Origin of the sequence: Bacteroides sp. 1001302B_160321_D4, assembly GCF_015667765.1 — a bacterium.
In the GTDB taxonomy this organism is placed as follows: domain Bacteria; phylum Bacteroidota; class Bacteroidia; order Bacteroidales; family Bacteroidaceae; genus Bacteroides; species Bacteroides xylanisolvens.
Genome location: NZ_JADPLO010000001.1, coordinates 1 through 12175 on the forward strand (window position 1 = coordinate 1; position 12175 = coordinate 12175).

At 41.5% G+C, this 12175-nt stretch carries 13 protein-coding genes and 1 tRNA gene; 13 read left to right on the plus strand and 1 reads right to left on the minus strand.

The genetic code is table 11. The features are described 5' to 3' along the window. Nucleotides 1-175: 175 nt before the first annotated feature. From KFO40_RS00005 to KFO40_RS00065, 13 genes are all read left to right on the plus strand, one after another. Entirely contained in the window at nucleotides 176-1843 is a 1668-nt protein-coding gene (locus KFO40_RS00005; protein WP_008641568.1) for a tetratricopeptide repeat protein, read from the plus strand. A 126-nt stretch (nucleotides 1844-1969) separates the two neighbouring features. Then, nucleotides 1970-2341: a DUF3244 domain-containing protein gene (locus tag KFO40_RS00010; RefSeq protein WP_008641569.1), complete on the plus strand. Its 372-nt coding sequence runs from the start codon at nucleotides 1970-1972 to the stop codon at nucleotides 2339-2341. Between the two features lie 499 nt (nucleotides 2342-2840). After that, on the plus strand, nucleotides 2841-3428 hold the full coding sequence (locus KFO40_RS00015; protein WP_049702242.1) for a TIGR00730 family Rossman fold protein: 588 nt from the start codon (nucleotides 2841-2843) through the stop codon (nucleotides 3426-3428). After that, entirely contained in the window at nucleotides 3425-4258 is an 834-nt protein-coding gene (locus KFO40_RS00020) for a DUF4271 domain-containing protein (protein ID WP_211145932.1), read from the plus strand. Before KFO40_RS00015 ends, KFO40_RS00020 begins: the two co-directional genes overlap by 4 nt. Before the next feature lie 4 nt (nucleotides 4259-4262). Further along, complete coding sequence (locus tag KFO40_RS00025) at nucleotides 4263-5009, plus strand: uroporphyrinogen-III synthase (RefSeq protein ID WP_008023747.1); 747 nt, start codon at nucleotides 4263-4265, stop codon at nucleotides 5007-5009. Between the two features lie 5 nt (nucleotides 5010-5014). After that, complete coding sequence (gene rnpA / locus KFO40_RS00030) at nucleotides 5015-5404, plus strand: ribonuclease P protein component (RefSeq protein ID WP_009040713.1); 390 nt, start codon at nucleotides 5015-5017, stop codon at nucleotides 5402-5404. Then, the gene (yidD, locus tag KFO40_RS00035) at nucleotides 5401-5676 is read left to right on the plus strand and encodes a membrane protein insertion efficiency factor YidD (RefSeq protein WP_008641574.1); all 276 of its coding nucleotides are present in this window, start codon (nucleotides 5401-5403) and stop codon (nucleotides 5674-5676) included. The genes rnpA and yidD overlap by 4 nt, the downstream gene beginning before the upstream one ends. Before the next feature lie 24 nt (nucleotides 5677-5700). Beyond that, nucleotides 5701-6387: a TatD family hydrolase gene (locus KFO40_RS00040; protein ID WP_118220203.1), complete on the plus strand. Its 687-nt coding sequence runs from the start codon at nucleotides 5701-5703 to the stop codon at nucleotides 6385-6387. A gap of 87 nt (nucleotides 6388-6474) precedes the next feature. After that, on the plus strand, nucleotides 6475-7767 hold the full coding sequence (gene tyrS / locus KFO40_RS00045; RefSeq protein ID WP_211145933.1) for a tyrosine--tRNA ligase: 1293 nt from the start codon (nucleotides 6475-6477) through the stop codon (nucleotides 7765-7767). Between the two features lie 107 nt (nucleotides 7768-7874). Next, a tRNA-Gln gene (locus tag KFO40_RS00050) sits at nucleotides 7875-7945 on the plus strand. A 409-nt stretch (nucleotides 7946-8354) separates the two neighbouring features. Continuing rightward, nucleotides 8355-9197: a 5-dehydro-4-deoxy-D-glucuronate isomerase gene (kduI, locus tag KFO40_RS00055; RefSeq protein ID WP_008023755.1), complete on the plus strand. Its 843-nt coding sequence runs from the start codon at nucleotides 8355-8357 to the stop codon at nucleotides 9195-9197. 40 nt (nucleotides 9198-9237) lie between these two features. After that, the gene (locus KFO40_RS00060) at nucleotides 9238-10041 is read left to right on the plus strand and encodes a gluconate 5-dehydrogenase (RefSeq protein ID WP_049701506.1); all 804 of its coding nucleotides are present in this window, start codon (nucleotides 9238-9240) and stop codon (nucleotides 10039-10041) included. A 258-nt stretch (nucleotides 10042-10299) separates the two neighbouring features. Beyond that, entirely contained in the window at nucleotides 10300-11541 is a 1242-nt protein-coding gene (locus tag KFO40_RS00065) for a DUF4861 domain-containing protein (RefSeq protein ID WP_061447902.1), read from the plus strand. A 117-nt stretch (nucleotides 11542-11658) separates the two neighbouring features. On the opposite strand, the gene KFO40_RS00070 is transcribed toward KFO40_RS00065, so the two are convergent. Next, on the minus strand, nucleotides 11659-12129 hold the full coding sequence (locus KFO40_RS00070; RefSeq protein WP_004307810.1) for a lipocalin family protein: 471 nt from the start codon (nucleotides 12127-12129) through the stop codon (nucleotides 11659-11661). Nucleotides 12130-12175: the final 46 nt, after the last annotated feature.

The window sequence follows — 12175 nt, forward strand, 5'->3', positions numbered from 1 at the left end:
TGGGAGAGTTGAACGAAAAAATCAAGAGAAAAGCTCACGTAAAGCAAAGCTTTTCTCTTGATTTTTTAGAAAGAGGAACATTTACTGAATATCCCTAAATAAATGTTTTTTGGCTACTAAGTATGTTTTATCGGAAATTGCTACTTTTGTATCGTAAAATAAAACAGACTGCTAAATGAAAACAAGATGTTGTTGTTCTAAACGCTATTTATTGGTGTTCTCTATTTTACTTGTCAGCGTAGGTAGCATTTTTATGTCTGTCTCTCTTTCTTCCTGTTCCTCTCCTTCAGTGAAGAATCAATTGTTATTATGCGCTGATTCATTAATGGAGACATATCCAGATAGTGCTTTGTCTATTTTGGAATCAATTACTTATCCACAGAAGATGCCACGTGCTGACCGGGCGCTTTATGCGCTACTGCTCACACAGGCACGGCATAAAAACTATATTGCTTTAGAGGATGATTCGTTGATAAAAACGGCTGTTGACTATTATGGCGATAAGAAGAAAAGTCTGCGTGCTGCAAAGGCTCATTATTACTGGGGAGCTATTTATAGCGAGAAAGGATATGCCTCATTTGCCGTCGAAGAATATCTGACGGCAATTCGATTGATGCCTGTTAGGAATGAATTCTTAGCAATGATTTATGATAATCTTGCAGAATGTTATGAAGAGGATCGTTTGTACAATGTAGCAATAGAAAACTATCGTGCGGCTTATCAGATATTGAAAGGCAAAGATGAACAGACATATCCGATGAGAGGGATTGCGCGTGTGTTTTTATTGCAAAATGAAAAGGATAGTGCATTATATTATTATCAACAAGCTCTTGATTGTGCATTGGCAGATCAAGATTCTAGTTTGATAGGAGCTCTTTATCACGATTTAGCTATGGTTTATAGTGAGAAAAAGGATTATATTCAAGCAGATAAATTTGTGTCGAAAGCAATTCTATTACAGGGGCAGGATGCTATTAATACTTGTTTGTCAAAGGCTCAAATTATGTTGAATCTGAATAAACTAGATTCTGCCAGTTATTTTTTTAGTAAGAACATGGATGAGCTTGATATTTATGGAAAGGCCGTTTGTTATGATGGTATGTATCAGATAGCGAAGAGAAAGGGAGAGTGGAAAACTGCAACAGAGAATATGGATGCTTATAAGATACTTTATGATTCTATGCAGATTATGACTGATAATGAGGAGCTAAACCGCCTTATGGATAAACATCAACTGGAAGAGCATAAAAGATTATTGTCAGAGCATACTAGAACGCTAATTTTTAGTTTGATTACTGCATTTTCTTCTTTAATGATTATATGTGTTTTCTGTTTTATGTGGAACGACAGAAAAAGGAAAAAGCATTATATAGCTCTACAGCATGAATTGACCCAAAAACGAGTGGATACTATGCTGTTAAAAGAAGAAGAGCTTTCTGAATCTAATAAGGAACATATAGATAAGAAAAGATCGGAATTGACCGAACAACAGATTCAATTATGTATATCAGTACTTAAAACAACTGATTGCTACGATCAATTGGAAGCGTTGGAGAGAGCAACTCCTAAACAGTTATTGGTGATGCGTAGCTTGAGGAAGGAAATACGTTCTGATATTTCTAATGCATTTGTTGATGTGATGATGAACTTAAAAGAACGTTATCCTGCTTTAACTGGTGATGATGTGTTTTTTTGTGTTCTTTCATTACTTTGTTGCTCAAAAACTGTTGTAATGGAGTTAATGGATGCCACATCAGATGCTCTTAAAACACGTAAAAATCGCATAAAGAATAAAATGGATGCACAAATTTTTGAGCGTGTGTTTGGTGTTGATAATCAGTGAGATGTGATACGAACTTTTTGCTTGTTTTATTTTTTAATGAATGTCTGTTACCATTGTTACCACATAATAATCGTTTCTTTTGCTTCATCTGTGTATTTTTGAAGCGAAATTTTAAACCCATTTATTATGAAAGCTAAATTCTTACCTTTTTTATTGTTGGCTGTTTTACTTCAAGTGAGTACGTTTTCCTTTGCAGATGAAATGATATCTGCGCGTGAAATCAGATTGAAAAATAAAACTAAGGTACAACATCGGTCTATTCCTGTTACTCCTGAAGCTTTTATTGAAAACTCATTATTGTCTATTGATCTTCTTTCTACTGTTCCTGTTGTGACTGTTATTATAAAAGATGCAGAAACAGAAGAAGTTGTTTATACTTCTACTGATTTAAATGTAAATAAGGTTTATGTCGATCTTGCTGGTGAGGAAAAAGGTAAATATATCTTGGAAATACAGCTTTCGGAGGAGGCCTTTACCGGAGATTTTGAATTAGAATAAATCTTTGAAATATATATTATTTGCAACTAACATAATGATGATATACCTAAATCATTAACTGATGAAGCCCCGCTGTTGAAATATATGGCGCATTGCTGAAATGGCGATTAGATGACCGAAAGGGGAAAGATCGGTAAATTCTATCCGTGGGCTTAATAAACCTTGTGAAAGGCGCATAAAGGTATATTGAAACGTAGAATTAAAATCACTTTTTTAAATTGTATGCTGAATACTACTGGTAGGGTGTTCGAATGATTTTATGATTCGAATAATAAAGTTCATTCAGCAACAATTTGATACACCTGTTAGTAGATGAGAAATCTGTGATAGATGTATTCTCTGTGAGAAAGGTTCTTGGACTTCTGGATAAGGAGTCCAAGATTTTTTTATAGGGATAGATAAATGTAGAGATAAAAATGATCTCTGATTAAGTTGAATGTGAATAACGGAATTTTTTCGTAATTTTGCCTTCTCGATATAATAATGGATAGTGATGAAGATGAATCAGATAAATTCCGTATGTGTATATAGTGCTTCCAGTACCAAGATAGACGCTGTTTACTTCCAAGCAGCCGATACTCTCGGCCGTTTGCTTGCCGAACACCGTATTCGTTTGATAAATGGAGCCGGAAGTATTGGCCTGATGCGTTCTATGGCAGATGCTGTATTGAAAAATGGTGGTGAGGTGACAGGTGTGATTCCTCGTTTTATGGTAGAGCAAAACTGGCATCATACGGGATTGACAGAACTGATTGAAGTAGAATCCATGCACGAACGCAAGCGGAAGATGGCAGATTTGAGCGATGGCATTATTGCTTTGCCCGGTGGATGCGGTACCCTTGAAGAGCTGCTGGAGATTATTACCTGGAAACAATTGGGATTATATCTCAATCCGATTGTAATCCTCAATATAAACGGATTCTTCGATCCACTCCTCGAAATGCTTGAAAAGGCTATTGATGAGAACTTTATGCGCCGGCAGCATGGTGATATATGGAAAGTGGCGCAGACGCCGGAAGAAGCGGTTCAATTGCTTTATGAAACTCCTGTATGGGACATTTCCATTCGTAAATTTGCGGCGATATGATAGGCGATATATTAAGTTCCCGAAGTGCGGATACGCTGTCCCTTCTTCGGCAGAACCAGACTAGTCCGGCAAAGGCGGACACTGATAGTCTGCAGTTGGTTGATCTTCATACTGTGCAAGAAGTTGATTCCGGCTTTGAGGGGACACCTATCTCCTACTCTCCCCGCACGGACGATGCCATTGCGTTGACCTTGCTGGCTTGCTTCTTTCTTTCCTCCATAGCCTTGGCGCGCGGAAAGAAATTTCTCTCCCAACAGGTGAAAGACTTTGTATTGCACCGTGAACGAACGAGTATTTTTGATAGTTCTACGGCAGCCGATGTGCGTTATCTCCTTGTGCTTGTGTTGCAGACTTGTGTCTTGTCGGGTATCACATTTCTCAATTATTTTCATGATACATGCCCTGCTTTGATGAACCGGGTATCCCCCCTCCTTTTGCTGGGTATCTACGTTGGATTCTGCCTTGCCTATTTCTTACTAAAATGGCTGATTTACATGTTTCTTGGGTGGACGTTTTTTGATAAAAATAAGACAAATATATGGCTGGAATCCTATTCTGCGCTCATATATTATGTCGGATTTGCCCTCTTTCCATTCGTTCTTTTTCTAGTTTATTTTGATTTAAGTCTCACAAATTTGGTCATAATTGGGGCTATTATTTTAATTTTCACTAAAATATTGATGTTTTATAAGTGGATAAAGCTTTTTTTTCATCAATTTAGCGGGCTTTTCCTATTAATTTTGTACTTTTGCGCTCTTGAAATAGTACCTTGTTTGCTACTCTATCAAGGTATGATTCAAATGAACAATATTTTGCTAATAAAATTTTAGGACGTTGAAAATTAAAAAAGTACTAGTGTCGCAGCCTAAGCCTGCGTCAGAGAAATCTCCCTATTACGACATAGCTGAAAAGTATGGCGTTAAAATAGATTTCCGACCATTTATTAAGGTTGAAAGTCTTTCGGCGAAAGAATTTCGGCAACAGAAAATTTCGATTCTCGACCACACTGCCGTAATATTCACTTCGCGCCATGCTATTGACCATTTTTTCACTTTGTGTACTGAATTGCGCGTGACAATTCCCGAAACGATGAAGTATTTCTGCGTGACGGAAGCTGTTGCATTGTATATTCAGAAATATGTGCAATACCGCAAGCGTAAGATCTTCTTCGGAGCTACCGGAAAGATTGAGGACCTGATACCTTCCATTGTGAAGCATAAAACGGAGAAATATCTCGTTCCGATGTCAGACGTACACAATGACGATGTGAAAAACTTGCTCGACAAGAATAACATTCAGCATACAGAAGCTGTGATGTACCGTACAGTGAGCAACGACTTTACACCGGACGAGGAGTTTGATTATGACATGTTAGTGTTCTTCAGCCCTGCCGGAGTGACTTCATTGAAGAAGAACTTCCCTGATTTTAATCAGAGAGAGATTAAGATCGGCACTTTCGGCTCTACTACCGCACAGGCTGTACGTGACGCAGGTCTCCGTCTGGACCTTGAAGCTCCTACGGTGCAGGCTCCGTCAATGACTGCCGCACTTGATATGTTTATCAGAGAAAACAATAAATAAACAGAGTGGGTATATATACTTTGTGTAAAGCCGAAAGGCTGAATAGTAAAATTTTGATCGGAAAGATGTTTGAAGGCGGCGTTTCGAAGTCGTTTTCCATCTTTCCGATACGCGTTGTATACATGCCTGTTGAGCAGGGCGAGGCTCCTGCTTCTATATTAATCAGCGTATCGAAACGTCGTTTTAAACGAGCGGTGAAACGCAACCGTGTGAAACGTCAGATACGCGAAGCCTACCGGAAGAACAAATCTCTCTTGGTGGACGAATTGCAACGCCGGGAGCAGCGGTTAGCCGTTGCCTTTATCTATCTGTCGGACGAGCTTATTGCAACTTCCGAATTGGAAGAAAAGATGAAAATAGCGCTTGCGCGCATCTCTGAAAAACTATCCTCATGAAACCTCGTAACTCCCGGATATCTGCCCTGTGGGTATTCGTAACGGGAATTTTGAGGAAAGTATTCTCTTTCTTGTTGCTTGTTCCCATCTACTTTTACCGGGTTTGTATTTCGCCTCTTACTCCTCCCTCTTGTCGATTCACGCCAACTTGTTCGGCTTATGCTGTCGAAGCAATTAAGAAACACGGTCCTGTAAAGGGGCTTTACCTCGCTGTGCGGCGTATTCTGCGATGCCATCCCTGGGGTGGTTCCGGCTATGATCCCGTACCTTGAAGCAATTAAAATGAGAAATAGAAGATGAAAAAGAATGTGACTGACATTTTGGATATTCATACTCATAAACTGGAGGCCGATTCTCTGGGAAAATCTATCGTGAATTATCCGCTGTTGGCGGACTCTCCATTGTATATGCCTTTCGCAGGAGATGTGGAAGTGGATAGGGGATATTATTATTCTGTCGGTATTCATCCCTGGGAGTTGACAGAGCATAATGCCGGACAGCTTTTGGATTATCTTAAGCAGCAGTTGCGGAAAAAGCAGTTTGTCGCCGTAGGAGAAGCGGGATTGGATAAATTGGCAGTAGCTTCAATGGAACTTCAGTTAACGGTGTTTAAAGCGCAGGTGAGGCTGTCGGAAGAGTATGGTTTGCCGTTGATTATCCACTGCGTGAAAGCAATGGACGAGCTGTTAGCAGTGAAAAAAGAATTTCGTCCCCAACAAGCTTGGGTATGGCATGGTTTCCGTGGAAAACCGGAGCAGGCGATGCAGTTGTTGAAAAAGGGTTTTTATCTCTCTTTTGGAGAGTATTATCCTGATGAAACGATGCAGACAGTACCCGACGAACGGTTGTTTCTGGAAACGGACAACAGTTCGCTTGATATTGAAGATATCCTGTGCCGGGCAGCCAAAGTGCGTGGGGTAGAAGTGGAAGCGTTGCGTGAGACGATCCGCCGAAATATCCAAAATGTCTTTTTTAGGGCATAAGAGTTGTATCTTCCGAGAAAGAGTCGTACTTTTGTCGCACATGGGATTGAAATACAATAAAAAACAACTAATTAATAGAGTAATACGATGAATTTTGTAGAAGAATTGAGATGGCGTGGCATGTTGCAGGACATCATGCCGGGAACAGAAGAGTTGTTAAGCAAAGAGCAGGTGACTGCCTATTTGGGTATCGACCCGACTGCTGATTCGCTACACATTGGTCACCTTTGTGGAGTGATGATCCTTCGTCATTTCCAACGCTGCGGTCATAAGCCGTTGGCACTGATCGGTGGCGCTACAGGTATGATTGGAGACCCTTCCGGAAAATCAGCAGAACGTAACCTGCTGAACGAGGAAACATTGCGTCACAATCAGGCGTGTATCAAGAAACAGCTTGCCAAGTTCCTCGACTTCGAGTCGGATGTGCCTAACCGTGCCGAACTGGTGAACAATTATGACTGGATGAAAGATTTCACTTTCCTCGATTTTGCTCGCGAAGTAGGTAAGCACATTACTGTGAATTATATGATGGCAAAAGACTCTGTAAAACGCCGTCTGAATGGTGAAGCGCGTGATGGATTGTCATTTACCGAGTTCACTTATCAGTTGCTTCAAGGATATGACTTCCTTCATTTGTATGAAACAAAGGGCTGTAAGCTTCAGATGGGTGGTTCTGACCAATGGGGAAACATTACTACCGGTGCCGAATTGATCCGCCGTACCAATGGGGGAGAGGTGTTCGCACTGACTTGCCCGCTGATTACAAAAGCTGACGGCGGTAAGTTTGGTAAAACAGAATCCGGAAATATCTGGCTGGACCCTCGCTATACTTCACCTTACAAGTTCTATCAATTCTGGCTGAATGTAAGCGACTCCGATGCCGAGCGTTATATCAAAATCTTCACTTCTATCGAAAAAGAAGAAATTGAAGCACTGATTGCCGAACATCAGGCTGCTCCGCACTTGCGTCTCCTTCAGAAACGTCTGGCTAAAGAAGTAACTGTGATGGTTCACTCGGAAGAAGATTATAACGCAGCGGTTGACGCATCCAATATTTTGTTTGGTAATGCTACTTCCGACGCTTTGCGCAAATTGGACGAGGATACATTGCTGGCTGTATTTGAAGGAGTACCCCAATTTGAGATTTCCCGTGATGCGATGGCAGAAGGAGTGAAGGCAGTAGATTTGTTCGTCGATAATGCGGCTGTATTTGCTTCGAAAGGTGAGATGCGTAAGTTGGTTCAAGGCGGTGGCGTTTCGTTGAACAAAGAGAAACTAACAGCCTTTGATCAGGTAATCACAACTGCTGACTTGCTCGATGAAAAATATCTGCTTGTTCAGCGCGGTAAAAAGAACTATTTTTTGCTGATTGCAAAGTAATAATGCACGATTCACTCGATAGAACGTAAAAAAGTGAACGAAATATTTGGAGGTTTGCTTGCAAACCTCTATCTTTGCACCGCTTTTTAACAGAAAGCACATAAGTTTGGACTATGGTGTAATGGTAGCACAACAGGTTTTGGTTCTGTTTGTCCAAGTTCGAATCTTGGTAGTCCAACGAAGAAAAGCCCCGAAAGAGACATCTTTCGGGGCTTTTCTTTCGTGACTCTGAAGTCGTCGTTTTTGTATATCCTTATAAAATTGAAGTATATAGGGGATCAGCGTATATAGAATTCATTAATCTTATTTTATTCGTTATATTGACTATTTTAATGCTTATCGTGTTGGTCGTTGAATAGCTTGTATTTTATTATAGAAGGTTCAAACTGTATTAGGTAGAAATCTCTCCCAAATCGTATTATAGTTCGTTAAAAAAGTGTACATTGCACAGATTCTGGACATTTTTGGTGGATAATTGGAACAAAATTGCAAGGTAAACCCGTTTTCTTTTGCTATTTTTGCATCGTGTACGTAAACGAAGTGCACGTAGAAAGAGAACTTATTCAATAACTATAAATAAATAAGGTATGAAAACGAACTATGAAATTCGCTATGCTGCGCATCCTGAAGATGCAAAAAGTTATGATACTACAAGAATCCGCAGAGATTTCTTAATTGAAAAGATATTTGTCCCCAATGAAGTAAATATGGTATATTCCATGTACGACCGTATGGTGGTAGGTGGTGCGCTGCCGGTAGGAGAGGTGCTGACGCTTGAAGCAATCGATCCGCTGAAAGCTCCGTTCTTCCTCACCCGTCGCGAGATGGGTATTTACAATGTCGGCGGTCCCGGTATTGTGAAAGCGGGCGACGCAACCTTCGAACTGGATTATAAAGAAGCTCTTTATCTGGGTTCGGGCGACCGTGAAGTGACTTTCGAAAGCAAGGACGCTGCTCATCCTGCCAAATTCTACTTCAACTCACTGACTGCACATCGCAATTATCCCGACCGTAAGGTGACGAAAGCCGATGCCGTAGTAGCTGAAATGGGTTCTTTGGAAGGCTCCAACCACCGTAATATCAATAAGATGCTGGTGAATCAGGTGTTGCCCACCTGCCAGTTGCAGATGGGTATGACGGAACTGGCTCCGGGAAGTGTATGGAATACGATGCCGGCCCACGTACACAGCCGTCGTATGGAAGCCTACTTCTATTTCGAGATTCCCGAAGATCATGCTATCTGCCACTTTATGGGTGAGGTAGGCGAAACACGTCACGTATGGATGAAAGGCGATCAGGCTGTTCTTTCGCCCGAATGGTCTATCCACTCGGCTGCTGCTACCCACAACTATACCTTTATCTGGGGAATGGGTGGTGAGAACCTCGACTATGGCGATCAGGACTTCTCGTTGATTACAGATTTGAAATAACAAATCCAATAGTTTTCCTAATTTAATAATAAAAAGAATTATGAATCAGTATTTGAATTTTTCTTTGGAAGGTAAAGTAGCGCTCGTTACAGGTGCTTCTTATGGTATCGGTTTTGCTATTGCTTCTGCATTCGCAGAACAAGGCGCTAAAGTTTGTTTTAACGACATCAATCAAGAGTTGGTAGACAAAGGAATGGCAGCTTATGCAGAAAAAGGTATCAAAGCTCACGGTTATGTATGCGACGTGACAGACGAACCGGCTGTTCAGGCTATGGTGGCTACAATTGCCAAAGAAGTAGGTACAATTGATATCCTTGTAAATAATGCAGGTATTATCCGTCGTGTTCCTATGCACGAGATGGATGCTGCTGATTTCCGTCGTGTAATCGACATCGACTTGAATGCTCCGTTCATCGTTGCTAAGGCTGTTCTTCCTGCTATGATGGAAAAACGTGCTGGTAAGATCATCAACATCTGCTCTATGATGTCCGAACTGGGTCGTGAAACTGTATCTGCTTACGCTGCCGCTAAGGGTGGTCTGAAGATGCTGACTCGCAATATCTGCTCTGAATATGGTGAATACAACATTCAGTGTAACGGTATCGGCCCGGGTTACATCGCTACTCCGCAAACTGCTCCTCTTCGTGAGAAACAAGCAGACGGAAGCCGCCACCCATTCGATTCATTCATCTGCGCCAAGACTCCTGCCGGTCGTTGGTTGGATCCTGAAGAACTGACAGGTCCTGCTGTGTTCCTTGCTTCTGAAGCTTCTAACGCTGTCAACGGCCACGTTCTTTATGTAGATGGTGGTATCCTTGCTTATATCGGAAAACAGCCGAAATAATGTAAGATAGAAGAGATTCCGATAAGGTGATAGAATGGCAAAGAGCATCCTCTTTTCATCTGTCACCTTATTTTTTATCATTCCCTTTGCAGGAGCTATAGGACCGACTTATTGGACATATATGCCCAACGTGTTGAACATATATATCCAACACGTTGGATATATATAGCTGATGCGTTGGATCTATATATCCAACAGATGCGGATATAATAGCCTCTATTTGCAAAGTATATATTATTCATTCAATGTAGACTAATTATGAAAAAGATATTAATTCTGTTTGCTGTAGTCTTGATAGGGTTTGCTTCTTGTGCCGACAGTAAACAGTCAATGACAATCACAGTGACCAATCCGCTGGCTCTTGAACGGGTGGGGGAGATGGTTGAAGTGCCGATGAGCGATGTTGTTGCCAAGTTGAAACTGGCAGATACAGCGCAGATTGTAGTGCTTGATGTTGACGGTCAGCAAGTGCCTTATCAGGTGACGTATGACGAAAAGGTTGTTTTCCCCGCTACGGTAGAAGCGAACGGAACGGCTGTTTACACTATTCAACCGGGTACACCGGCACCTTTCGATGTCGTTGCTTGCGGTAAGTACTACCCCGAACGTCTGGACGACGTTGCCTGGGAGAATGATCTTGGCGGATTCCGTGCGTATGGCCCTGCTTTGCAAGCCCGCGGAGAGCGTGGTTTCGGCTACGACCTTTTCACGAAGTACAACACAACGGAGCCGATTCTGGAATCTCTCTATGCGGAAGAACTGAATCCTGAAAAGCGTGCCAAGATAGCTGAATTGAAAAAGACAGATCCTAAAGCTGCCTCCGAACTACAAAAAGCTATCTCTTACCATATCGATCATGGATATGGCATGGATTGCTATGCCGTAGGACCTACGTTGGGTGCCGGTGTTGCTGCTCTGATGGCGGGTGACACTATTATCTATCCTTACTGCTATCGTACACAGGAAATTCTTGATAATGGCCCGCTGCGTTTCACGGTGAAGCTGGAATTTAATCCGCTGGTAGTTCGTGGAGACTCTAATGTAGTGGAGACACGTGTAATCTCACTGGATGCGGGTTCTTATCTCAACAAAACGATTGTTTCATATACCAATCTGAAAGAAGCAATGCCGGTGACTACCGGACTGGTTCTGCGTGAACCGGACGGTGCGACTGTGGCAGATGCTGCCAATGGCTATATCACTTACGTGGATCCTACAACAGATCGTAGCGGTGCAAACGGCAAGATATTTGTCGGTGCTGCATTTCCTGCACAGGTGAAAGAAGCGAAAGTGGTTCTTTTTTCTGAAAAGGAAAAGAAAGAACGTGGCGGGGCCGACGGTCATGTTTTAGCTATCAGCGAATATGAGCCGGGTTCTGAATATACTTATTACTGGGGTTCTGCCTGGGATAAGGCTGCTATCAAGACTCCAGATGCCTGGAATAAATATATGGCTGAATATGCGCAGAAGTTGCGCACGCCGCTGGCAGTAGCATATTGATGTGTTGAATTGCTTTTCCAATAGATTAAGCAAAGGTTTCTTTGGTGAAAAGAAACCTTTGCTTAATTTTATCTTCCTGAAAAAGAAAGAAAGTTTTTATGTTATAACGCCTTTGAATTATCTCGTAAAAGCGTGTTGTTCGTAATATTCGTATGTTGTTCCGTCTTCTTTCTCTTTTTCACGAAGTTCATAGACTAATTCATTTTCTGTCATTGTGGTCACTGTCCACACTTCTGTGTAATTATCCTCTTCAGTGTCGATGAGAGTCAGCTTATTACCGGAGTAGCTCCATGTACCATGATAATAATTAGTACTTCCGGAGGAGTTATAGACATCTTTTTCTACATACGTACCGTCTTCCTTGAACTCTATGGAATAACGGTTGGTTCCATTTACAAAATCTTCTTTAGAGTCACTTACCTTTTCACCATCTTCCCATTCTTGTGAAAGATAATACACTCCATTCCATGTTCCTAACAATAAATCGCGTGAACCGACAGCGTCGTCATCGTCGTCGCCACAGGAATAAATGCTGAACGACAGTAATACTGCAACTATGCAAACAGTTGCTTTCCAGATTGTTTTCATAATAAATTGTTTTAATTGTTTGATTTTGAGATGATTCGTTTTTTAG

Bases quoted from the DNA above. Each gene is read 5' to 3' on its own strand.
- KFO40_RS00065 (WP_061447902.1), top strand. From the start codon at position 10,300: ATGAAAAAGATATTAATTCTGTTTGCTGTAGTCTTGATAGGGTTTGCT.
- tyrS (WP_211145933.1), top strand. From the start codon at position 6,475: ATGAATTTTGTAGAAGAATTGAGATGGCGTGGCATGTTGCAGGACATC.
- KFO40_RS00005 (WP_008641568.1), top strand. From the start codon at position 176: ATGAAAACAAGATGTTGTTGTTCTAAACGCTATTTATTGGTGTTCTCT.
- KFO40_RS00060 (WP_049701506.1), top strand. From the start codon at position 9,238: ATGAATCAGTATTTGAATTTTTCTTTGGAAGGTAAAGTAGCGCTCGTT.
- kduI (WP_008023755.1), top strand. From the start codon at position 8,355: ATGAAAACGAACTATGAAATTCGCTATGCTGCGCATCCTGAAGATGCA.
- KFO40_RS00015 (WP_049702242.1), top strand. From the start codon at position 2,841: ATGAATCAGATAAATTCCGTATGTGTATATAGTGCTTCCAGTACCAAG.
- KFO40_RS00070 (WP_004307810.1), bottom strand. From the start codon at position 12,129: ATGAAAACAATCTGGAAAGCAACTGTTTGCATAGTTGCAGTATTACTG.
- KFO40_RS00020 (WP_211145932.1), top strand. From the start codon at position 3,425: ATGATAGGCGATATATTAAGTTCCCGAAGTGCGGATACGCTGTCCCTT.
- yidD (WP_008641574.1), top strand. From the start codon at position 5,401: ATGAAACCTCGTAACTCCCGGATATCTGCCCTGTGGGTATTCGTAACG.
- KFO40_RS00010 (WP_008641569.1), top strand. From the start codon at position 1,970: ATGAAAGCTAAATTCTTACCTTTTTTATTGTTGGCTGTTTTACTTCAA.
- KFO40_RS00040 (WP_118220203.1), top strand. From the start codon at position 5,701: ATGAAAAAGAATGTGACTGACATTTTGGATATTCATACTCATAAACTG.